The sequence below is a fragment of the Kribbella sp. NPDC049584 genome (genome assembly GCF_040675555.1).
Taxonomy (GTDB): domain Bacteria; phylum Actinomycetota; class Actinomycetes; order Propionibacteriales; family Kribbellaceae; genus Kribbella.
Window position 1 is genome coordinate 16,088 of the sequence record NZ_JBFAPF010000016.1, and the last position, 22,575, is coordinate 38,662.

At 64.7% G+C, this 22,575-nt stretch carries 20 protein-coding genes; 11 read left to right on the forward strand and 9 right to left on the reverse strand.

Annotated elements, in window-relative coordinates:
* Window positions 1–386 precede the first annotated feature (386 nt).
* Entirely contained in the window at window positions 387–2,198 is a 1,812-nt protein-coding gene (locus AB0J62_RS38085; RefSeq protein ID WP_363882018.1) for a DUF2075 domain-containing protein, read from the reverse strand.
* Window positions 2,199–2,381: 183 nt separating this feature from the next.
* Between AB0J62_RS38085 and AB0J62_RS38090 the strand changes: the two genes are divergently transcribed.
* Window positions 2,382–2,729, forward strand: a complete 348-nt coding sequence (locus AB0J62_RS38090; RefSeq protein WP_363882020.1) for a nucleotide pyrophosphohydrolase — start codon at window positions 2,382–2,384, stop codon at window positions 2,727–2,729.
* A gap of 309 nt (window positions 2,730–3,038) precedes the next feature.
* Entirely contained in the window at window positions 3,039–4,592 is a 1,554-nt protein-coding gene (locus AB0J62_RS38095; RefSeq protein ID WP_363882022.1) for a restriction endonuclease, read from the forward strand.
* 432 nt (window positions 4,593–5,024) lie between these two features.
* Here AB0J62_RS38095 and AB0J62_RS38100 read toward each other — a convergent pair whose 3' ends face one another.
* Together AB0J62_RS38100 and AB0J62_RS38105 are read right to left on the reverse strand one after the other, a co-directional pair.
* Window positions 5,025–5,489 carry an HNH endonuclease family protein gene (locus AB0J62_RS38100; RefSeq protein WP_363882024.1) on the reverse strand — a complete coding sequence of 155 codons (465 nt, stop codon included), beginning with the start codon at window positions 5,487–5,489 and terminating at the stop codon, window positions 5,025–5,027.
* 103 nt (window positions 5,490–5,592) lie between these two features.
* Complete coding sequence (locus tag AB0J62_RS38105; protein ID WP_363882026.1) at window positions 5,593–6,606, reverse strand: LacI family DNA-binding transcriptional regulator; 1,014 nt, start codon at window positions 6,604–6,606, stop codon at window positions 5,593–5,595.
* A gap of 287 nt (window positions 6,607–6,893) precedes the next feature.
* On the opposite strand from AB0J62_RS38105, the gene AB0J62_RS38110 reads away from it, so the two are divergent.
* From AB0J62_RS38110 to AB0J62_RS38140, 7 genes are all read left to right on the forward strand, one after another.
* Window positions 6,894–8,201 carry an extracellular solute-binding protein gene (locus AB0J62_RS38110; RefSeq protein WP_363882028.1) on the forward strand — a complete coding sequence of 436 codons (1,308 nt, stop codon included), beginning with the start codon at window positions 6,894–6,896 and terminating at the stop codon, window positions 8,199–8,201.
* A gap of 7 nt (window positions 8,202–8,208) precedes the next feature.
* The gene (locus AB0J62_RS38115) at window positions 8,209–9,123 is read left to right on the forward strand and encodes a sugar ABC transporter permease (protein WP_363882030.1); all 915 of its coding nucleotides are present in this window, start codon (window positions 8,209–8,211) and stop codon (window positions 9,121–9,123) included.
* Entirely contained in the window at window positions 9,123–10,013 is an 891-nt protein-coding gene (locus AB0J62_RS38120) for a carbohydrate ABC transporter permease (protein ID WP_363882032.1), read from the forward strand. The genes AB0J62_RS38115 and AB0J62_RS38120 overlap by 1 nt, the downstream gene beginning before the upstream one ends.
* Window positions 10,010–11,428 (forward strand): cellulase family glycosylhydrolase, encoded by a 1,419-nt coding sequence (locus tag AB0J62_RS38125; protein ID WP_363882034.1) that lies wholly within the window; start codon window positions 10,010–10,012, stop codon window positions 11,426–11,428. Before AB0J62_RS38120 ends, AB0J62_RS38125 begins: the two co-directional genes overlap by 4 nt.
* A 7-nt stretch (window positions 11,429–11,435) precedes the next feature.
* Window positions 11,436–13,532: a hypothetical protein gene (locus tag AB0J62_RS38130; RefSeq protein ID WP_363882036.1), complete on the forward strand. Its 2,097-nt coding sequence runs from the start codon at window positions 11,436–11,438 to the stop codon at window positions 13,530–13,532.
* 229 nt (window positions 13,533–13,761) lie between these two features.
* Window positions 13,762–14,280 (forward strand): ATP-binding protein, encoded by a 519-nt coding sequence (locus AB0J62_RS38135; RefSeq protein WP_363882038.1) that lies wholly within the window; start codon window positions 13,762–13,764, stop codon window positions 14,278–14,280.
* A 58-nt stretch (window positions 14,281–14,338) separates the two neighbouring features.
* Window positions 14,339–14,467: a hypothetical protein gene (locus tag AB0J62_RS38140; protein WP_363882040.1), complete on the forward strand. Its 129-nt coding sequence runs from the start codon at window positions 14,339–14,341 to the stop codon at window positions 14,465–14,467.
* 475 nt (window positions 14,468–14,942) lie between these two features.
* On the opposite strand, the gene AB0J62_RS38145 is transcribed toward AB0J62_RS38140, so the two are convergent.
* From AB0J62_RS38145 to AB0J62_RS38155, 3 genes are all read right to left on the reverse strand, one after another.
* Complete coding sequence (locus tag AB0J62_RS38145; RefSeq protein ID WP_363882042.1) at window positions 14,943–15,362, reverse strand: hotdog fold thioesterase; 420 nt, start codon at window positions 15,360–15,362, stop codon at window positions 14,943–14,945.
* A 248-nt stretch (window positions 15,363–15,610) separates the two neighbouring features.
* Window positions 15,611–16,285, reverse strand: a complete 675-nt coding sequence (locus AB0J62_RS38150) for a hypothetical protein (protein WP_363882044.1) — start codon at window positions 16,283–16,285, stop codon at window positions 15,611–15,613.
* 89 nt (window positions 16,286–16,374) lie between these two features.
* Window positions 16,375–16,626, reverse strand: coding sequence for a DUF4242 domain-containing protein (locus tag AB0J62_RS38155; protein ID WP_363882046.1), 252 nt, complete (start codon window positions 16,624–16,626; stop codon window positions 16,375–16,377).
* A 620-nt stretch (window positions 16,627–17,246) separates the two neighbouring features.
* Between AB0J62_RS38155 and AB0J62_RS38160 the strand changes: the two genes are divergently transcribed.
* Window positions 17,247–18,077, forward strand: coding sequence for an LLM class F420-dependent oxidoreductase (locus AB0J62_RS38160; protein WP_363882048.1), 831 nt, complete (start codon window positions 17,247–17,249; stop codon window positions 18,075–18,077).
* A gap of 127 nt (window positions 18,078–18,204) precedes the next feature.
* Here AB0J62_RS38160 and AB0J62_RS38165 read toward each other — a convergent pair whose 3' ends face one another.
* Genes AB0J62_RS38165 through AB0J62_RS38175 form a run of 3 tightly spaced genes read right to left on the reverse strand, consistent with a single transcriptional unit; the run spans window position 18,205 to window position 21,415 of the window.
* Window positions 18,205–19,308, reverse strand: coding sequence for an alpha/beta hydrolase (locus AB0J62_RS38165; RefSeq protein WP_363882050.1), 1,104 nt, complete (start codon window positions 19,306–19,308; stop codon window positions 18,205–18,207).
* A gap of 38 nt (window positions 19,309–19,346) precedes the next feature.
* On the reverse strand, window positions 19,347–20,264 hold the full coding sequence (gene sigJ, locus AB0J62_RS38170; protein ID WP_363882052.1) for an RNA polymerase sigma factor SigJ: 918 nt from the start codon (window positions 20,262–20,264) through the stop codon (window positions 19,347–19,349).
* A complete protein-coding gene (locus AB0J62_RS38175) occupies window positions 20,261–21,415 on the reverse strand; it encodes an FAD-dependent oxidoreductase (protein WP_363882054.1) in 1,155 nt (384 codons plus the stop codon). Before AB0J62_RS38175 ends, sigJ begins: the two co-directional genes overlap by 4 nt.
* 354 nt (window positions 21,416–21,769) lie before the next feature.
* Between AB0J62_RS38175 and AB0J62_RS38180 the strand changes: the two genes are divergently transcribed.
* Window positions 21,770–22,468, forward strand: a complete 699-nt coding sequence (locus AB0J62_RS38180) for a flavin reductase family protein (protein ID WP_363882056.1) — start codon at window positions 21,770–21,772, stop codon at window positions 22,466–22,468.
* The last annotated feature ends 107 nt before the right edge of the window (window positions 22,469–22,575 follow it).

The window sequence follows — 22,575 nt, forward strand, 5'->3', positions numbered from 1 at the left end:
TACAGCACCCCGTCCCCCGCCCCCGACGGCTCAACCGTCTTGACAAGGTCATACCGCCACTCAACATCACAAATCCACTCAAGCTTCACCGCCTACCTCCCGCCCGCCCCTCCGAACGACGTTCCTCCTTCACTCCACGATCCGCAACCACAGCAATTCCTTCATCACCTGGCAAGCCCTCCGCTCACCCCAGGACCCAACCCCCGAACAGCTCACCAAGATCAAAGGTCACCAGGCCCTCGAGCAGTTCGCTCCCGAACGCCTCTTGGCAGCAGACGGCGACGTGTCCCTGGACGTCACACTTCCGTTGCCCTCAGCGTCGCTCCTGATCCTCGAGCCGACCAGGCACTGATCAGTCCGCGGTCGCGACCAATTCGTGAAGGGCATCACGGGTTTCGGCGTCCGGGGAGTAGAGGACGGGTCCCCGTCATTCCTCGGGTCAGGAGGACCTTGTACGTATTACGAATCAGACGGTCGAAGGCCGCGTCGTCGGTCGCCTTCCGGTTCTTGAAGGCAGGATCCTTGTTGGCGTCGCGGACAGTCGTGAACCGTCCGTTGCGCCAGACGAGATCCGGCCCGAGGATGACGCCACTCCAGTCGTACTCGAAGCCCTGCGCCGTATAGATACAACCGACCTGACCGAAACCGTTCGGGTCGGACGCCCAGAGTGCCGCGGGCGGAGCCTCTCCCACCTTGCGCTCACCCTTGACGTTCCAGGGACGAGCCCAACCACCGATCTGGACGTCCTCGACGAGGGTCTCATCAGGACGCGGGTTACTCCACGGCCAGCAGTAGCCGGCTGAAATCCGTGCGCCGTATCCGCGCGCGATCTTGTCCTGGAGAAGGGACTCCATGGCTTCGGGGCTGTCGGCAACTCGAACCTCGAATGCCGGGTCGCCCTGCCATTCGACAGGTCCGTCCTCCGCGAGGCCGAGGAGGCGTTGGACCCACTGGACGTACTCTTCGCTGCCGCCGCACCGGAACTGCGCAACGAGGTCGACCTGGAACACCTCGAAGCCGAGGTCAGCGGCGTACTGTCGGATCTCTTCCGCGGTTCCGAGTTCACCCGGCTTCACAACTTGGTGCTGATCGAGCAGGAACACAGGTACCCGGGCAGCGGCGATCAGTTCGTCGACCTGCCGTCGGCCGGTCCGGAGCGCAGCCTTGGTGTAGCGGTCGACGGAGGTCTCCCGAATGCGGTGAGCTTCGTCCAGGATCAGAACGTCCAGGTCGTTCGGCTCTGCTTCCATGAACTGGTTGAAGTACTTGAACATCCGTTGCACGCGAGGCTGCCGCTGGCCGGCGACTTTGCGGAGCGTCTGGGTGAACGAACGTGATCCGGTTGCATGGAGAACGCTGCGTCCGCGACGAGCCAGGTCACCCAGGAGGGACAGAGCGATCACGCTCTTGCCGCTCCCCGGCCCACCTGTGACGATGACTACCGACTTCTTGTCGCCGCTGCGCGCGCGTTCAACCTTGTGCAACACGTACGAGTGCGCCAGCTTCTGTTCGGCGAGCAGGACGAACTGCTCTCTTTGTTGGACCTCGTCCGCCGCGACGGAAAGCAGTTGCTTGGACGGCGCAACCGCTGAGTTGATCAGCTGATCGGCGTACGGGCTCCCGGGAACGTCGGGGTCGAGCCGATCACGAAGAAACTCGATGAACTCGCCGCGCCGCGCACCCGTGAAGAGGCGCCCTCGGCTGTCCTGCGGGTAGTCATAGAGATCCCGCACATCGGCTTCGGCCATGGCGTTGTGCAGGTACGCCGCACCCGCGACGGCGTCCGGCTGGCCGTCCAAGAACTTGGCGAAGTCGGTCAGATACTCGCAATACCCTCGCACTTGAGCGACCGGATGCAGCCGAGGTGCGTTCGGATAACCGTCGATCAGAACGAGCTCCCGATCATCGTCCCAGGCGGCTGCGCGACTCCACTGCTTGAGTTCGATCACGACGTACGACGGTTCGCCGGTCCGTGGGTGGCGACCGGCGAGCACGACGTCAGCCCGCTTCGAGGTCAGCGGAAGGTGATGTTCGACGAGTACTTCGACCTTGCTGAGGCCGGCCTGCTCGAGGTCGTGAGCAAGAACCGGCAGGCTGCGTTCCCACGAACGGATCTCGGCCGGCGCCGGCCGGTGACCTGTGTGGAACAGCATCTGCTCAGCGATCCTCAGGGCGAACTGCTGGTCAAGTGTCAGCATCACAAAACCAGCGCCGGATTGGCGGAACAGCGTCACGGTTGAAGTCCCCAGGGCAGCACGAATCAAGGTCGTGCGGGTGGGGGCATGTCCTGCGAACGCTGCCGCTCAGCGGAAGCCCGTCGGGCCGCGCCCCTGACTCTACCGAGCCAGCGCGGCCCGCATGATCCGTGTCATGCTCGCGGCGTGTCCGATCTGATCGACTTACGAGACCGCATGCGCCAGTTCACCGAGGCACGCGACTGGGCCCAGTTCCACGACCCGAAGTCCCTGATCCTCGCCCTAGTCGGCGAGGTAGGCGAACTAGCCGAACTCTTCCAATGGCTCCCGGCCGACACAGCAGCCGACCGCGCCCACGACGACCCCCTCCACAGCCGCGTAAGCGACGAACTAGCCGACGTCCTGCTCTACCTCGTCCGCCTAGCCGACGTCCTAGACATCGACCTTGGCGAAGCAGCCTCCCGCAAGCTGCGGGGTTCTTCACTCCGGTTTCCACCTGAACAAGTCCGTGGCCAGGCACCAGAGAAGCGCTGATAACTCCCGCGCCGACACGTGGAGCTGTTCATCAGGCAGGCCGTGGAATACGGCTGTTGACGGGCTTCGAGCTCCCCCACGGGTTGCCATTCTCTTCCGATCCCGCAGTCCGGATGCCTGCCAGTTCCGGTATCAGCCTTGGGCGAACTCGGAGCGCAGACCAACCCATGTCCAAGCCGGGACATCGCGCAGGCCGCCTGTGCGGTACTCCTGTGGTGGGCGACTGCATGACCATGCCGAACCAAGTGGCAGGCCACGAAAGGCTGGCGTACCTTTCACTCAGGGTAGTCAGGCTGGGGGAGGATCAAGGTGGCGGCAACATACGATCCAGAACGAGAACGACGGCGTCGCGAGCGGGAGCGAGAACGTGAGCAGCGCGCCGCTGAGGCTCAGCGCAAGAAGATGGAGCGTGAGGCGAAGCAGGCTTATATACAAGCCCGCAAAGACGAAGTCGCAAAGCTAAACAGCTCCCTCGAAGGCAGAGTCAACGAGCTTGAAAATTTCCTGACCAATGGCCTTGCGCGAACACAGCAACCAAGTCTGGCGAAGTTCAGGCGTACAGCAGCCGTGCCTCCGCTACAACTGGGCGACCTCACGCATCCAACTCCGGCACCTCAGTGGGAATCCTTTGCACCACGAACACCGGGTTGGTGGAAGCGAACGTTCGCGCAAGCAACGATCACACAGGAGCTCCAAGCCGCGCAGGCTTCCTATCAAGAGTCCTTGACCGCTCACGCGGCTGCCGAGGCTGCTCGCGAGCGCGCGATCGCTGTGAAGCAAAGAGAACACGAGGAAGCCGCGAAAAAGATAAGAGCGGACGTGGACGATCACAACCGTCAACTGTCCGACCTGGCCGCACGCGCGGAGCGTCGCGAGAAGACAGCAGTAGAAGATGCGCTGCTGCGAATTATGCACACAGCACCGATACCAAAGGATTTCCCCACGCAGGTTCAGATTGCGTACGATCCATCGGCCGAGCACGCGATCCTGGAGTGGGAGCTGCCTGCCCCAGACTGCGTGCCGGACGTCAAGACGACGAAGTATGTCCAGGTTCGCGATGAGATCGTGCCGACGCCGCGGCCGGCCCGCGAACGAGCGGAGATATATCGTCGAGTCGTCGCGCAACTCTGTCTTCTCGCAGTGCGGATGGTGCTAAATGCCGATGGACGCCTGAGCCAAGTTTCATTCAATGGTCGCGTCCGGCACGTGAATCCAGCGACAGGGCATGAAGAGCGCCCTCACATCATCAGCGTGATTGTGGAGCGCACCCAGTTCGATTCGTTGCTGCTGGATCGCGTTCAACCACAGGAGTGCTTGCGCCATCTGAACGCGCTGGTGTCGCAACATCCCTTCGAACTCGAACCAGTGGAACCATTGGTGGAGTTCGACAGGTCCCGTCTCGCTTTCATCGAAGGTCTTTCGATGGTCTCAGGTCTCGACGCTCGTCCGGACCTGATGGCGATGAGCCCGACAGAATTTGAGCACCTCATTCGGGAGCTTTTCGACGCGGACCCGAGTATTGACTCGGTCGAGAGTCTGGTCACGCGGCAGAGCGACGACGGCGGCGTCGATGGTGTTATCTATATCAAGCAACCTTTTGGTCGAAGCATGACAGTCGTCCAGGTGAAGCAGTATGCGCGCAGCCGCGCTCTCGGCCCTGTGCATGTTCGGGAGTTAATAGGATCCATGCACCAGGTAAAAGCTGGCAATGGACTGCTGGTGACAACGTCCGACTTCACTGCCCAAGCCAGGACGAGCGCCCGAGACTTCGGCCGGATCGAGCTCATCGACGGAAACAACCTGGTGCACATGATCAAGGAGCTTCTCAAAAAGGACGTGCTCATCGGTGATCGCCGTCGCTGAGGACGGTCCGATCCGGAGCTGGTGATCCGCGCCGCAACCACAGTTCCAGCCGGGACATTGGCCCCGAGGCCGGCGTCGGCAGACTGTCGCCCGCGAGCGACAGCTCGCAGGTCGTCCGCGCGAGCCGACACGTCTTTTCGGGTCGAGCCGCGTCTCAGATGCAGCAGAGGAACACCGCGTGGCGCGCAGGGGCTGAACCGTAGTCCGTGGGCGGGACGCCATTCATGAGAGCCGGTGGGGGGATTTGAACCCCTAACCCCGCTTTACAAGTGCGTGGGTCGCCATAGGCGTTGGCCCATCTCGGTGGCAATCGTGGCAGTTTCACTGCCTGTGCTGTCAGATCTGGCCCCGAGATGGCTGGGCTTCATTGACAGATCCATTGACAGCACACGGTGCCGCAGTTGGGGCCTCCGCCAGGTTCTGAGCTGGTGCTCAGCTCTTATCCAGGTCGGACTCAGCTGGCTCGACCCCGCTCACGGGCAAGTGCGGGTGATCGCCTTGGCGGCGTCGCGGTTCGGCCGCGGTGATGGGCAGTGCGTATTTGTAGGCGACCTGGACGTATCGCAGGACGTAGGTGCACCGGTAACTGCGGTTGAGTGGCATCCACTCGCCGGGTCCGTCGTCGTTCTTGGAGGCGTTGGCCGGTCCGTCGACAGCTAGCAGGTTCGCTGCCTGGTCATTGGCGAAGTCGACGCGGCGCCGCAGGGCCACCGCGCCGCGCCCAATGACCCACGCATGGGCGAGTGGATACAGGTGGTCGATCTGCACCTTGGTCGCGTCAGTCTTGCGGAAGTCGATTCGCCGACCGGTGTACGGGTCGGCGAGAAGGGTGCCGGCGATGACCACGCATCGGGAGCGAGCGCGGTACTGCACTGCGGCCAACTGAGCTGCCGTCATTTCCTTCGCGCGATGTCAGGTGGATCCCCACTTTCCGACCGACGACGCTCACGATCACCACCAACGCGCCCGAACCGACCGCCGGAATGCCCCGCTCGCCCGGTTATGACTGTCGGGGTGGTGCTGTGCTCTGGCGGACGGTGAGTGAAGTGGCCAACTCGATGCGGCGGGCTTCGCCATCGTCGCCGCCACCGTCAATGATCACCTGCACCGCCATCCGCGCCATATCCATCAAGCGTTGCTGCACGGTGGTCAGCGGCGGCGTCACCCAGTCACAGGCGGCAAGGTCGTCGAACCCCACGACGCTGATGTCCTCGGGAATACCCATGCCCCGCGACTGCAGGGCCTTGCACACACCGAATGCCTGCAGGTCTGTTCCGGCGAAGATCGCAGTGGGGGGCTCGGCCAGGTCCAGCAACTCGAGCGCCGCGACCCGGCCACTCGGGGGAAAGTGGTCGCCGAAGCGCAGGAGTTCGGGATCGGGCGTGATCCCTGCCCGTTCGAGCGCGGCGCGATAGCCACCCAGCCTGGCCTGTGTGCACAGCAAGTTCGGCAAGCCTGCGATCATCGCGATCCGGCGATGCCCCAACTCCACCAGATGCTCGGTCGCGGCCAGACCACCGGCCCAGTTGGTCGACCCGATCGAAGCGATGTCCGGGTCCGGGTCGCTCAGCGGGTCGATCAGCACCAGTGGAACGCCCAGCGCGTTGAGCCGCTCCCGCTCCGCCGTACCCAAGTCGGAGACCGCGAGCAAAACGCCGTCCGAATGCCGTCCCGCGAGGTTGTCGAGCCAGCGCTGGGTGTCCGCCTGGCCGCTGTGCACCGCGGATACCACCAAACCGAGGCCAGCCTCCCGGCAGGCATCCTCGGCACCCCGAATGATCTCCACCGCCCATGGCGTCGCCAGCTCTTTGATGACCAGGTCGACCAGGCCCGCCCGGGGCTGCTTTCCGCTGGGTCGGCGCTCGTAGTTGTGCGCCCGGAGTACCTCGCGGACCCGCTCGCGGGTCTCGGGCGCGACCTCGGACCGGCCGTTCAGAACTTTCGACACCGTCGGAGCCGAGACGCCGGCCGCTCGCGCGATGTCGGCGATCTTCACACGCTCCGCCTTGGCCACTGACCACTCCCCACAGAAACTTTCGGGACGGGTTGCGACACCTTACCCGCACCGAAATTCCCCGCGGTTCGGCCTTGCGGCCCCGAGATCTTGACGCAGCCAGGATCGGGTCCTAGCGTTCGAGTCGAAAGATTCAGAAACTTTCATCAACATTTCTCTCGCGGCTCCGCGGGCCATCCTTGCCCGCGCTCCGACTTCCAGGCGCACCACCGATGTCCGCCTGCCCGCCGTCAGCAGTTCTCCCGTTGGCCGTGCCGCAGTGCGGTGCGCAGTTGGAGGGGGTTGTCATGAACCGTTCGTTTCGCCGCCGATCCGCGGTGGCATCCCTTGTCACAGTCCTGGCCGTCGTCGCCGGCTGCGGCTCCTCCGGACCAGGATCGAGTGGTGGCTCGGACAGCGCCACCGCGTGGATCCTGACCGGACCGACCGAGGCCACCTTCAGGGCGTCGTTCGACGCCTGGAACAAGGCCCACCCTGACGAGAAGATCAACGTCCAGTCCTTCGAGAACGACGCCTACAAACAGAAGGTGCGCAGCGCCGTCGGCGCCGGCCAGGCACCGACGCTGATCTTCGGCTGGGCCGGGGGCGTGCTGAAGTCGTACGTCGACGCCGGCGCCGTCGACGACCTGACCGGTGTCACCGGCTCGGACACCATCGGCCACTTCATCCCGTCGGTCACCAAGGTCGGCCAGATCGGCGACAAGCTCTACGCGATCCCGAACAACGGCGTCAAACCCGCGGTCATCTATTACAACAAAGACCTTTTCCAGAAGGTCGGCGCGCAGCCGCCCACGACCTGGGACCAACTCCTGCAACTGGTCCCCCGCTTCAAGGCGGCCGGCATCGCGCCGATCACCGTCAGCGGGCAGGACAAGTGGCCGTTGCTGATGTGGGAGGAATACCTCGTCGACCGCATCGGTGGACCCGAGGTGATGCGCCGTGTTCTCGCCAACACCCCGGACGCCTGGTCCGACCCGGCGTTCGTCCAGGCGAACACGATGATCCAGCAACTCGTCGACGCCGGCGGCTTTGTGAACGGCTTCTCCTCGATCTCCACCAAGACCGGCGCGGACGTCGCCCTGCTGTACACGGGCAAGGCCGCGATGAATCTCAACTTGCCCAGTGCCTACCAGACGATCCAGTCCGGTGATCCCTCCTTCATCTCCGGCGGCAAGCTCGGATACCTCGCGTTTCCGGCTGTCAGCGGCGGGAAGGGCAACGTGAAGAACGTCGTCGGGAACCCGAGCAACTACTGGTCGGTGTCGGCCAAGGCCTCACAGCAGCAGAAGAAAATCGCCGAGGACTACCTTCGCTCCGGTCTGACCACCGACAGCTACTCGGACTCGCTCCTCAAGATCGGTCTCGTCCCACCGGTCCAAGGGGTCCAGGCCAAGTTGGCATCCGCCCCGGACGCGTCGTACCTGACCACGATCTACGACTCAGCCCAGCAAGCGCCGAACTTCCAGCTCTCCTGGGACCAGGCGCTCTCCCCCGCACAAGGCGATGCCCTGCTGACGAACCTGCAGCAGGTCTTCCTCAAACAGATCACGCCGGCCCAGTTCTCCGCGAAGATGAACAAGACGCTGGGGTCGTGAGGACAGCGTGAACAACACCTCCTCCTCGACCGGTACCGGGACGGCTCGGGGCGTCCGTGCCGGTCCCAGTGCCTGGTGGACCCTGCCCGCGCTGGCGTTCTTCGTCGTCTTCGCCCTCCTTCCCCTTGGCGGCGTCGCGGTGCTGAGCCTGATGGCGTGGGACGGTCTCAGCGCGCCGCACTGGACCGGTCCGGCGAACTGGATCCGGGTACTCCGCGATCCGGTCACCGGTCATGCCGCCGTACTCAGCCTGAAGATCATCGTGCTGTCGTGGCTCGTCCAGACGCCGCTGAGCCTGCTCCTCGGTGTCTTCACCGCGGGCCGGCAGCGCTATCGCAACATCCTCGCGGTGCTCTACTTCGTACCGCTGCTGTTCTCGTCGGCTGCGATCGCGATCGCATTCAAGGCGATCCTTGACCCGAACTTCGGCATCAGCCGCGCGGTCGGCTGGAACTTCCTGTCCCGCGACTGGCTCGGTGATCCGACATTGGTGCTGGCGACGGTGGTGTTCGTAATCGCCTGGCAGTTCGTTCCCTTCCACACCCTGCTGTACCAGGCCGGCGTCCGGCAGATCCCGGCGTCGCTCTACGAGGCGTCGACGATCGACGGCGCCGGGCCCGTGCAGCAGTTCTTCTGGATCACGCTTCCGCAACTGCGCTACACACTGGTGACGTCGTCGACGCTCATGGTGGTCGGTTCGCTCACCTACTTCGACGTGGTGTTCGTCCTCACCGGGGGCGGCCCCGGCTACAGCACCCGCCTGCTGCCGCTCGACATGTACCTGACCGGCTTCTCGGCCAACGACATGGGCGGGGCCAGCGTGCTCGCGGCGATCCTCGTTGTCGCCGGGCTGCTCATCGCCGTCGGTTTCACTCGGTTCTCCGGCTTCAACCGGATGCAGAGCCAGCAGGAGGGACTGTGATGCTCGACCTGGAGACGCAACCCCCGACCTCGGTGCCCCAACCCGCCGAGCCCGGCCCCAGCGCCGCAGTACGACGTCGGCGCGGGAACGTGCCCGGCGCTGTGGGTGGCCTGGCCTGGCTGGCGATCGTCGTGATCCCGATCTATTTCATCGTCGTCACCAGCTTCCGCCGCCAGGCCGGCTTCTTCGCCGGCAATCCGCTGGCCCCGCCGACCGACCCGACTCTCGAGAATTACGCCGCGGTGGTCCAGCACGACTTCTTCCGATACGTCGTCAACAGCGTGGTGGTCACGGCCGCCGCGGTGGCTGTGACGCTGGGGGTCTCGCTGCTTGCTGCGTACACCGTTGTCCGAGGCAACGGCCGGACGATCCGGTTCGTGTTCTCGATGTTCCTGCTCGGGCTGGCGATCCCCCTGCACGCGACGATCATTCCGATCTATTACCTGATCACCCGGCTGCAGCTGTACGACAGCCTCCTCGGGCTGATCCTGCCGTCGATCGCGTTCGCCATCCCGGTCACAGTTCTGATCCTGGTCAACTTTCTCCGCGATGTACCACAAGAACTGTTCGAATCGATGCGGATGGACGGCGCCTCCGAGTGGCAGACGCTCATCCGCCTCGCGCTGCCGCTGGTCCGCCCGGCCCTGGTCACCGTGGCCATCTACGACGGACTCAACGCCTGGAACGGCTTCCTCTTCCCGCTCATCCTGACGCAGAGTGAGTCGAAACGGGTGCTGCCTCTGTCGTTGTGGGCCTTCCAGGGCGAGTTCACCGTGCAGATTCCCGGCGTTCTCGCTGCGGTGGTGCTCTCCACGCTACCGATGGTCGTCCTGTACGCGTTGGGACGGCGCTACCTCGTCAGCGGTCTGACCGCGGGGTTCAGCCGATGACGGCCGGCGAGGACATCGCGCTGCACGTATCAGGCACCGACCTGGTAACCCGAGCAGGGCAAGCCGTCGTGCTGCGGGGAGTCGGGCTCGGCGGCTGGCTCAGCATGGAGAACTTCATCACCGGCTACCCCGCGACGGAAGAGTTGCAACGTCGGGCTCTCCGCGACGTGCTCGGGGAGGACGTCTACGAGGCGTTCTTCGCCCGCTTCTACGCAACGTTCTTCGCAGACGACGACGCGTCGTACCTGTCGTCGCTGGGTCTCAACTGCGTCCGGGTGGCGATCCACTATCGGCACTTCGAGGACGATGACAGGCCTCGTCAGCTGAAGGACGAAGGGTTCCGGCTGCTCGATGGCGCCATCGACAGCTGCGCACGGCACGGGCTGTACGTTGTCATCGATCTGCACGCCGCACCCGGCTTTCAGAACCAGCGCTGGCACAGCGACAACCCGACCCATGTCTCGCTGTTCTGGCAGCATCGCGACTTCCAGGACCGCGTGGTCCACCTGTGGGAGGCGCTGGCCGACAGGTATCGCGACAACCCTTGGGTGGCCGGCTACAACCTGCTGAACGAGCCAGCCGCTCCGAGCGGAGACGCCGTCGTCTCGTTCTACCGGCGGCTGCACGCCGCGGTCCGCGCGGTCGACCCAGAGACCGTCATCTTCCTCGACGGGAACCGGCACGCCACCGACTTCACGCGGTTCGGCGAACCCTTGCCGAATACCGTGTACAGCGCCCACGACTACGCCCTCGCCGGTTTCGCTGATGCCGGCGCTTATCCGGGCGTCACGCGCGGCCGCTATCTCGACCGTGATGCGGTCGAGGGTAAGTTCCTCGAGCGCACGCAGTACATGCGCCAGACCGGAACGCCGATCTGGATCGGCGAGTTCGGCCCGGTCTACTCGGGCGACCCGCAACAGGACGAATCCCGGTACCGCGTACTACGTGACCAGCTCGCCATCTACGACCGGTACGGCGCGGGCTGGAGCCTGTGGACGTACAAGGACATCGGACTCCAAGGACTCGTGTACGCCGCGCCCGAATCGCCGTACCTCCGGCAGATCGCGCCGCTGCGGGCCAAGAAGGCGCGACTCGGTGTTGACGCATGGGGGTCCGTGGACATTGGCGTCCGGCGGCTGCTCGACCCGATCGAGCACGCCTTCGACACCGAGTTCCCCGACTTCGATCCGGAGCCGTTCGGCCGCCGCCAGTGGATCGCGACGCTGGTGCGGCACATCCTGCTCGCCGAACCGCTGGTCGAAGAATTCGCCCGCTGCTTCGCCGGCCTCGGGATCGAGCAGGTCCAATGGCTGGCCGACTCGTTTCGGCTCGATCGCTGCCTGATCCGCGATCGGCTCGCCACCACGGTGCGAGCACAGAGTGACCCGTCCATACCAGCGTTGAGAGAAGGTTGAGGACCAGATGGACAGCACGTCTACCGAAAACGGCGGCATCTCCCGCCGTGCAGTGATCCAGGCCTCTGTGGCAGTCGGTCTGGCCGCCGGTCTGTCGCCCGCCACGGCGCACGCCGCGGACACGCCGATCAGCGCGGGCATCGACACCACGAAGAAATCCGCCCCCATCCTCCCGTACGTCTACGGCGCGTTCATCGAGCACATCGGGACGCTCGTGTACGACAGCCTCTGGTCGGAGGTGCTCGCGGACCGGAAGTTCTACCTCGCGGTCGACACCCAGAGCCCCAACACCAGGAAGTGGCGTCCGGTAGGTCCGGCCGCCGCTGTCACGATGGACACCACGGACCCGTACGTCGGCGCGCAGTCGCCGAAGGTCGCACTGAGCCGCTCCGAGACCCGCGGTATCAAGCAAACCGGCCTGGGCCTCGCCTCCAAGGCCTACGTCGGCAGAGTGGTGATCGCCGGTGACCCGGGTTCGCACATCGTCGCAACGTTGTCGTGGGGTGACGGGCCAGGGCAGAGCCAGAGCGTGACTCTAATGGTCAAGAAGGGCTGGGCGACGATTCCGCTGCGGTTCGTCTGCCGGGCCGCGACGACGACCGGCAGCCTGGAGATCTCGGGAACCGGGACCGGTACGTTCCGGGTCGGCGCCGTCTCCCTGATGCCGGGCGACAACGTCAAGGGCTTCCGCAAGGACACGATCGACCTGCTGCGCGGGTTGGGCGGCTTCTGGCGGTTCCCCGGCGGCAACTTCGTTTCCGGGCACGACTGGCAGAACGCGATCGGCGATCCCGACCTGCGACCGACGACATTCGACCCGGACCGCAACCAGGCGCAGTCCAACGACGTAGGCACCGACGAGTTCCTGGCGATGTGCGATCTGCTCGGTACCGAACCGTACCCTTGCGTGAACACCGGCTTCGGGTCCGCGCGCGAGGCGGCGCTGATGGTCGAGTACGTCAACGGCGCCCCCGACACGCCGATGGGTGCGCTGCGGTCCGCGAACGGTCATCACAAGCCGTACGGGGTCAAGTACTGGGCCGTCGGCAACGAGATGTTCGGCTTCTGGCAGCTCGGTTACATGACTCCGGCGCACTACATGATCAAGCACAACCTGTTCGCGGACGCGATGCGGAAGGTCGACCCGTCAATCGCTGTCGTTGCGGTCGGCGGCTTCCCGGCCAGCATGACGGTCCACCGGCTGCCCTTCTACATCGACCCGAGCAGCCGGCAGATCGTCCAGCCCACGAAGGTGAAGGTCGAGTACGGTTCGCTGACCGACTGGAACCACCGCTTGCTGACCAGCAGCTCGGGCAAGTTCGACATCATCTCCGAGCACTGCTATGGAACGACCCAGCGGTTCGACCTCGATCAAGGCAAGTACATCGACGTCAGCCCGGCGGAGTCCATGGTGGACTCTTGCCGCCGGGGAGCCAACTACATCAAGTCGGTGCGCGAGAACTGGGAGCTGTACAAGCCGGACTTCCCGGAGCTCGAGCAGAAACAGATCAAGGTCAGCATCGACGAGTGGGGCTTCCAGAAAGCTTCCGGGATGAAGCAGCTGTTCGGCCTGGCGATGATGCTGCACGAGATGTTTCGGGCGAGCGACTTCATCACGATGGCGGCGTACACGATGGGAGTTTCGTGGCTGTCGTACAACAAGACCGACTCGACCTACAGCGGAGCGGGTGTGCTGTTCAAGCTCTACCGGGACAGGTTCGGCGTCACACCGGTCGACCTCACCGGCAGCTCACCCCAGCCGGCTCCGAACTACCCGCCGGGTGGCGACCAGCCGAGTGTCAACGCGGGCAGCCCGACGTACCCCGTCGACGCGATGGCCGCGCTGTCGGCCGACGGCCGGACGCTGACCGTGGCGACCGTCAACGCCACAGCCGATGCTCAGGACATCGACCTGTCACTGAACGGATTCAACGCGCGCCCCAACGGTACGCTGTGGCGGCTTACCGGCACCACCCTCGACGCAACCAACAGGGTCGGGCAGCCACCACAGGTCACGGTCGCCGAGGTGGCCTTCGACGCCCGGAGCAGTGTTATTTCCGCGGCGCCGTACAGCGTCGAGATCCGATCGTTCGTCCGAGCCTGACCCGATCCGTTCAACCCCTTCCGGTAGACGCGGCCCGCCCGAACGGCGGGCCGCGGCCGCGAGCCCGTCGCGAGCGGGCGGTTGAACGCCAACCACGATCCGATGGACAGCTGCGCAGCAACTCCGTACGCGAGCGCCGGCCACGGCACCCGGAGTGCGATGCTGCCGCGTGCGCCCCGACTGCGGGCCAGGCTCCGAGTGGACAGGCGACGTGGGGCATGCTGATCACGTGATTCGAAGTGATTCCCTCTCTACGTGGACAAAGCCAACCCTCACCTTGTTCTGCGGGCTGCCTGGATCGGGTAAGTCGACGCTGGCCGCGCGTTTGGAAACCGAGGGACGAGGGGTGCGCCTGAGCGCCGACCAGTGGCAAGCAGCCCTCGGAGTGGGACACGCCGACACCGACTTCCACGAGCGGCTGCAGGGCGTGCTCTACCGCCACGCGCTCGCGTTGCTGCGCCGGGGCGTGGACGTGATCCTCGAGGACGGTCTTTGGATGCGCGAGGAACGTACCGAGAAGTTTGCGGATGCCAGGTCCTGCTCAGCTCGGATTGAACTGCACGTCTTCGACGTCGACCACGAAACGCTGTGGGAGCGTCTCCGGCTCCGGAACGAGCAGGCCGAGCCAGCGTCCTATCCCATGACACAGGACGAGTTGCGATGGGCCTGCACCGTCTTCCAGCCGCCGTCGGCCCAGGAACTGAGCGAGGTGGACTCTTACACAGTGCACAACGGGGGCCTTCCCTAGAAACTGCGAGTCGAGCTTCCCAGCTCCGTGCGAAACCACCCGAAGCACCGGGTAGGGCATGCGGGCCGCATCCGACGTCGGCGGCTGCGGCTGGGCTTGTTTCGGCTTCTTCGCCTCCGCCGCGGGATTGCTGTCGATCCATTCCCAGCGAACCGCGGCCGCCAGCGCCCCGCTGATGACGAAGTGAACTTTTCGTACAGTTCCGGTCGACAATGGCTTGCAGACGTGGGCCCGACACTCGGCAACCCGGCACCTGCGGTTCCGTAGGCCTCCAGTGCGTTGTGGTTCTCGCGTCCGTCCCAGGTGATGTGCAGGCAGTCGTGCACGAGGGCCGTCGTACCCGCTGCATGGTCGAGAATGTCCTGGCTGGAACATCAGCCGGCCGCCCGTGTCCAGGAACGCCTTCAGCCTGGATTCGTACGGCGTGATCGGCGCCGGATAACTGCTACCGGTGAACACACCACCCTCCTATGTGTGGAGAGGTAGTTCCGCGGCAAGTTGCTAGCGGCACCGAAATCCCACGTATCGAACTGGACGCCCTTACTGGTCAGAGCTGTTCCAGCGAGCACGTCTACGGAGATCAGATGAGCGCCGTCAAGAGCAAGCCAATGCGCGCCGGTGAACTCGGCGCCGACGAGACGCCCGTGCCGTCGATGCTGTCGTCACTGATTCGGCGGGATTGGGATCAATTGGCACGTAAGGCGCGCGGTGCAGATGCGCTTGTCCAGGTCGTTCGTGATGACGATCTCGTAGGACGCCGTCGTACGACCGAGATGGATTGCGTTGGCCACGGCGGTGACGTGTCCGTCTCGAACTGCGCGGTGATGGGTTGCGTTGAGGTCGATCCCGACTGCGCCCATGCCGAAGCCGGCTGCGTGCAAGGCGGCGCCGATCGTGCCGACGCTTTCGGCGAGCACACAGGAGGCGCCGCCATGCAGCAGCCCGTAAGGTTGAGTGTTGCCCTTGACGGGCATCGTGGCGACGACCCGCTCAGGCGACGCCTGGACGACGATGATGCCCATCAGCTGTAGCAACGTATTCGACATGTCCAGCTCAGGCGGCAGCGCATTCGCGTCACTCACAGCAGGCACCTCCTCGAGTCATTGAGGTCGCAGTCCGGCCAAGCCTTTGTACGACGATGCGATCACCAGCACTTACCCAGCGACGCGTTCCATCCGGTTCCACTTCGCCGAAGTCGAGCCGCGGGGTCTCGCCTCGCTGGGCAGGTGAGGGAGATGACGGTCGGTTCAGGACGTTGTTGTCGAACCCCACCCTCCGCCCGGGTTTCTGACCGTAGGGCGGGACCACGCTGTCAGGCTCCCACCGAGAATCAGTCCCTTTGCAGGTGGGCAGGCTGGTACGTACAGCGCATCCCGGTGTAGATGCTGTCGCGTAGATGACTTCCGATCACTGAATCGACCTGCTCAACCCGGGTGATTGCTCGACGGATCGCCTTGCTGACGGCAATGCGCGCACGTTCGTGGTTGTCGGCGAAGCTCCGAGTCCGCCCACTGAAACCTGATGCAGCCGCCAGCTCGCGCACTAGCCAATCGAACTCGACTTGAACCTCTGTGGCCCTGTGCTGGTCTCCCACTGCATCGAGTCGCTCGATTTCCGCTCGCAGTTCGCCGAGTCGTCGACGGTAATTGCTGACGGCCTCACGGTCCACCAAGAGTTGCGCCGGTTCAGCCTGCCGCCGGGATGACATCCCGAGTGCGTTGACTCCACCGGCAAGCTCGATCGAGGCTATCTCCTGCAGCGGATTTGCGACGAGGATCGCGATGTGCTGCAGGCCGACAACGTGGCCTACGACAGCCGATCTACCTGCAAACGAGACCCTCCAGCGGCGGCCGTGACGGACGCAGTCCGCCAACACGTCTCTGCTGGCCTCCGCCACTGGGTCCGGTCGCACCAGGCGAATCACGCGGTGTGATCCGCCCGTTGATTGACGGGACTCCAGATCTGGCGCTTCCATCGGAACCGAGCAGGCGTTGACAGCCGACACTTGTCCTTGCACTCGTAGCTCCATTCGGTCTTGAGGTTGATCACGGTCACCGACCGACACCGGGCTAGCCCCTCATGGCAGAAGTTTGGTCAGCAGCCTTCCTGGACCTGGTAGATGTGGTCTGCGACGAGGCCATGCGCCTCGCGGTGCACTGCTGAGGCGGCCGCCGCCGACGGCGCCTCAACAAGGCAGAAGATCTTGCCTTCGTCTTCGTCGACCCAGTACCGCAAGTAGCTGACGTCGTGCGGACCCTGCGCCTGCAAATCAGCCTTGTGCGCCTGCATCATGTCCTCCATCTTCAGCCCCGCAGGAACGGTGTGGACGTCGATGTAGAGAGGCATGCGGACCACCTTTCGTGTCAATGACCACCAACGACGCTACGGTCGCCACCAACCGGTCCGAATCGGCAACGATGCCTAGGTAAGGCGCGCCGAATGCCCATTTTTCATAGACACCTCGGGTGGTGATGGCGTTCCGTGTGCGAGTCGATGCAGCGAGGGGTGAACCCGTCATCCGGTGCCCCAACCGGGTCCAACAAGCACTTCTGGCGGTACGGGCTTGTCGGCAGCACGACGCTCGACCAGTAGGGGAAGCCCAGTCTGTCTGCGCCGCAGAGGCGCGGAACGGGTCGGAACATCGGTTCAGTAGGCGCATCACGGACGGGTGATGGTGCTGTAAGGGACCCGTGCCTGCCTGGACAGCAATGGATGGCGAGATGGCTCGCACGGACCGGATGATTGCTTGTGGCCTCCGTGCAGGCGTACGCCAGCCGAACCCATCCGACGGACATCCTTGCCGTTCGCTCCGCTCGGCGAGGTCCTCCCGGGCTTTGAAGCTGCACAGTCCTGGCCGTTGGGGAATGGGTCGCTCGAGAGCGGATGAGTCGGAGGCCAACGCGGGGAAATAACCGGCCACCCGCCCAGGGTTGCTATGAACGGCAGTTCTCAAGAGAGGGTAGGACGTGGCGCTCACACTGGGACGGATCGGGGTGTGGCATCCGGCGGACAAATGGCGGGCGGAGCTCGTGGCCGGGGTCGAGCAACTCGGTTACGGAGCGCTCTGGCTGGGAGTGTCGCCGGCGGCCGACCTGCGCGACGCCGAAATACTGCTGGCAGCTACCAACTCGATGGTCGTCGGCACCAGCATCGTGAACGTGTGGTCGGCCGACGCAGCCGCGGTGGCGGTGTCGTACCACCGGCTGGAGGAGAGATTCCCTGGCCGGTTCATGCTCGGCATCGGGATCGGTCACCGGGAACACACAGGCGAGTACAAGTCGCCGTACGAAACGCTCGTCGAATACCTGGACGAGCTCGACGAGGGCAGGGTTCCGGTGGACCGTCGGATGCTCGCGGCACTCGGCCCGCGGGTACTCGAACTGGCGGCGGCTCGCACGGCCGGGGCGCTGCCCTACCTGACGACGCCGGAGCACACCCGCGAAGCACGGTCGACACTCGGTGACGGAGTGCTCCTGGTTCCCGAGCAAAAGGTCGTACTGGAGACTGACAAGGAAGTCGCGCGCGCGGTAGCGCGGGACTACCTGGCATCGTCCCTGAAGCTGACCAACTACACGCGCAATCTGAAGCGACTCGGGTACTCCGACGAGGACATCGCCTACGGCGGCAACGACGACCTGGTCGATGCGCTGGTGCTCCACGGGACAGCGGTCGAGATCGCCGACGGCCTCACCGCCCACCTCGAAGCCGGGGCCGACCAGGTCGTCGTCCAACAGATCGGCAAGGACGCCCACGACCTCCTGCCCGGCTACGAAGCATTGGCGACTGTTCTGATGTGAAGTTTGCGTTGACCCGCTCTCTCTCCAGTGGAGAGTGCCCGAGGTGTGCTGTGTTGCTCCATTCTTTGCCGTTCATTTGCTGCGGGAGGTGGCGCTGACACTTGGTGTTGTCGCCACCGTGACCCGGTCAGCAAGGTGTCGGTGGTGTGTGTCGCGGCGGTGAGGGCTGCGTTCCTTCGGGCTGGGTCTGCTGTCGCAGGGCAAGTGCCGTTCGCAGGGCATCAGCCGCCTCCGCAGTGGCCTGCTCGAATCGACCGCCGAGCGCGAAAAGGCTCGCGTAGCCGTGGATCAGGTCCAGCTGCCGGCTCAGCACGACCGGTACGCCGGCGTCGGCCAGGCGAGCGGCGAATGCTTCTCCTTCGTCGCGAAGCGGATCGAAACCCGCCGTGCTCAGGTAGGTCGCCGGAAACCGGGCAAGATCTGTGGTGAGCAATACCGATGCACGTGGATCTGACTCGTGCTCGGCATCGACGTAGAGCTTCTCGAAGTTCTCGATGCTGCGCGCGGTGAGGAAATAGCCGCTGCGGAACAGGTCGTGCGAACGTCGTCGCGCGCTGAAGTCGACGCGCGGATAGAGCAGCAGCGCGAAGGCCGGCTGCCTGTCCGGTGAGGCAGCTACCACCGCTGCGAGGTTCGCTCCTGCGCTATCTCCACCGACCGCCACCGCCTCCGGGTCGGCGCCGAGGCTCTCGGCAACGCGGACCGCATGGTCGTACGAGGCACGGGCGTCATCTACGGCAGCCGGAAACGGATGCTCCGGGGCCAGCCGATAGTCCACGGACAGCACCCGAACCTGAGCGCTATGCGCAAGGTAAGCGCACAGCGCATCGTGAGTACGGAGATTGCCGATGACCCATCCGCCGCCGTGGAAGAACACCATCAGCCCCGAGCCGGGCGCGAGCGCCACAGGGGTGTAAAGCCGTGCCGGGAGCCGGCCGCGGGGCCCAGGCACCGCGGTCTCCAGTCGCTCGACCGGTACGGGCTTGCCGTCGACTATTTGCGCGCTTTCGTCAATCGCGGCGCGTGAATCGGCCACCGACCCGGCCCATAGCTCGTCTCTGCCATCCAAACGCAAGAACCGCAGCAACAGCTTCGCTTCGACAGCGAGTTCCTGGTCATCCACGATGACGGTGCGCCCGGCAAGCATTCGTTGCACCGGAAACGGCAGAGCGAAGGCTCCACGCAGTGCTGCCCTCTTGAGGCGGAGCAGGCCTGAAATCGGAGTTGACATGGAGTCTCCTGCATAGAGTCGGCGTGGGTGGTATGCGTTCAGTCGTCGACCTGCGCGTTGAGCTTCTCCGGGTTGACCTGGATAGCGATTCTGGCCACGCGTCCGCCGATAACTACCAGGTCGACTGCGCCGAGAAGGCCGGTGCTGTCATGGACCGCAATTCCGGCCCGACCATTGATCTGCTCCAGCGACAGAGTCACTTGACGGCCCTGAGCAGCAAGAACGCCGAGCAGGTACGTCGCCACCGCCTCGGCGCCAACGACCGGCCGGCGGGCAACCCGAATCTGCTCGCCGCCATCGGCAACCGACACCACGTTCGGATCGAGGACCGCCACCAGGTCCCGCAGGTCACCACCGCGGCAGGCATCGAGAAACACCGCAACCACCCGGTCACGCTCAGCACCGGCAACATCGAAGCGCGGCTCGGCAGCCAGATGCGCTCGCGCGGTCACCGCCAGCTGACGGCAGGCGGCCGAGCTGCGCCCAACCGTTCCGGCGATCTCCGCGAACGGTACGCCGAACACGTCATGAAGGATGAAGCTGACCCGCTCCGCCGGAGTCAGTTTCTCCAGCGCGACCAGAAAGGCATAAGAAACCGAATCGTCCAGCGTGACGCGGTCGGCCGGGTCGGCGGGGTCGGCCGGCGCGAAGACGGAGTCGCCCAACTGTGGTTCCGGCAGCCAGATCCCGCGGTAATGCTCCCGTTGTGCCCTGGCCGATCGCAACTGATCCAGGCACAGCCGACTGACTACTCGAGTGAGCCATGCCAGCGGTTGCCGCACCAATGCGCGCTCGTCCTCAGTGAGCTGGTGCCAGCGCGCCAGGCCTTCTTGTACGACGTCCTCGGCGTCGTGCTGTGACCCGGTCATTCTGTAGGCGATGGCGTGCAGCCGTCGCCGAACCGCAGCGTCCGCAGTCACATCAGCGCTGTCATCGGATACCGGGCTGGGGGTCATGCGGCAACCCTCGGTCCCTTGGGGCTGGAGTACGACCCTGCCTTTGTTCGCTCGTTGCGGGGCGCGTCCAGGACCATCGCACAGATGGCCTCCTTGACCATCGCGGCCGGACGCCCACCAAGGTGGAGTGGGCGTGGAGTGTCGTCAGCCTTCACCACTTGGATGTAGCCGCGCCGTCTGCCCAAGCTGATGCATTGCACAACATAGCCGACTGACACCCGGGTAGGTTCCTGTCCGCGAACTGCCGCCAACACAGTGCCGGCCGCATGCGCACCTAGTGGCAGTGCTGATGCACAACCCATCCGCAGGTGCCTCCCAACCGCGTCCGGCGCTACCATCGCGTCGCCCGCGGCGACGACCGTCGGCGCGTCAAGCGCACGAAGGCACTGGTCGACGCGTAACCGCCCGGCGCGGTCGACGGCCAACCCGCTGACCCTCGCCAGATCAGGCACCGCGAACGACGCCGCCATCACGCACACGTCGAACTCGATTTTCCTGCCGTCGGCCAATTTGATCCGGCCGTCCTCGATCGCGTTGACGGCGACGCCTGCTTCGACGTGCGCGCCGAGGCGGCGGAGACTGCGCAGGATCGAGCGTTGAGCAGCAGACCGCATGAACCCAAGCACCGGACCAGCCGATACCAGGATGACCTTCGCATCGCCGTGCCGCTCGGCGATCTCGCTCGCGGCCTCCACCCCGGTCAGCCCACCGCCGACGACGACAACCCGCTGTCCTCTGCCGCCGTTGATGGCCGTGGCTGCGCGCCCGGCGTCGTCTACGTCGGCGAGCAGGAACGCATGCTCGCGAGCGCCGGGAATCGGCGCAGCGCCTACGCTTCCAACGGCGTAGATCATGTGGTCATAATGCAGCACAGTCTCTCCGTCGGCCGTCGCAACGGTCACCTCACGGTCGTCGGGATTGATCATCTTGGCGCTGCCGACAATCAGTTCAGCGGCCTCATGCAGCACGTCAGAGAGCGGCACCGTGACGCTCTCGCGTGAGCCGGCGGCCAATTGGTGCAACCGGATACGCTCGACGAAATCCGGGCGTGGGTTGACCACGCGCACCCGTACGCGAGGGCGCTCAGCCTCAGTCAACGAGGCGAGCAGGCGGTTGGTGGCGATGGCGCCGGCGTAGCCAGCACCGATCACTACCACCTCCGCTGAACTCGAGCCACTCATCATGTCCTACTTAGCTCCGGGGACAGGAACGCAAGAATGACGAAATACGCCGTGCCGATGTGAGATCACCCGCGCCACAGCAGCTGGACGGGATGGCCAGGCGTATTCCCCCTCCAAAACCCCGTCCTCGGCGATGGCTGCGCGACCCGAGGTCCGCGGCGACAGACGTCCGATCTGCGCGACAAAAACTGGCCGAGTACTCCGCGGGTGGCTGTGGAACGCGATGGAACGCACGGTGTTAGTGAGTGCCGTCGCCCCGGACGGTTGGCGAGTCATAGGCCTCGGCGCCACCAGATGTCGTTGATATGTGGTCTGGGAGAGTCGATGACGGCTCCAGCTCCGTTGATGAGTCCCGCCACGTCACACCTCGCGGAGGGCGAAGAGATGCATGTGACACCCGGACTTAAAGTGTTGTACTTCGGAACTCCCGTGGTGCTGATCAGCTCACGCAACGAGGACGGCAGTGCGAATCTGGCGCCGATGTCGTCGGCTTGGTGGCTGGGCCAGTCTTGTGTGCTCGGTCTTGCCAACAGCGGTCAGACGGCGGCGAATCTTTTGCGTGAACGTGAGTGCGTACTCAACCTCCCGTCTTCGACCATGGTCGACGCCGTGGATCGGATTGCGCTCACCACCGGGAAGTCCGCCGTGCCGGATTACAAAGCGGAGCAGGGATACCGCTATGTGCCGGACAAGTTCACGCTCGCACAACTGACCGAGCAGACATCGGAGTTCGTCGCACCGCCCCGCGTAGCGGAATGCCCAATCCAGATGGAGTGCCGCGTCGTGTCCGCCAAGCCCCTGGACACGCCCGATGTGAACGCCACGGCGTTCCTGGTCGAGGTCCTGCAGACGCACGTCGAGGAGGATCTGATCATTCCAGGGACACACTACGTGGACCCGCTGCGCTGGGACCCACTCATCATGAAATTCTGCGAGTTCTTCGGCGGCGGACGCAACGTTTACCCTTCGAGACTTGCGGAGGGGTGGAATATGCCGCACCAGCTCCGGCCTGCGACCGCCTGAACCCGGGTGTGGCGACGCCTAGTTGTGATGTCCCAGGGAGGTTGGGCGACCACACCGAGACGTACGGCGGCGTGACGCTCAACATCGACAACGACCGCTTCGACGCC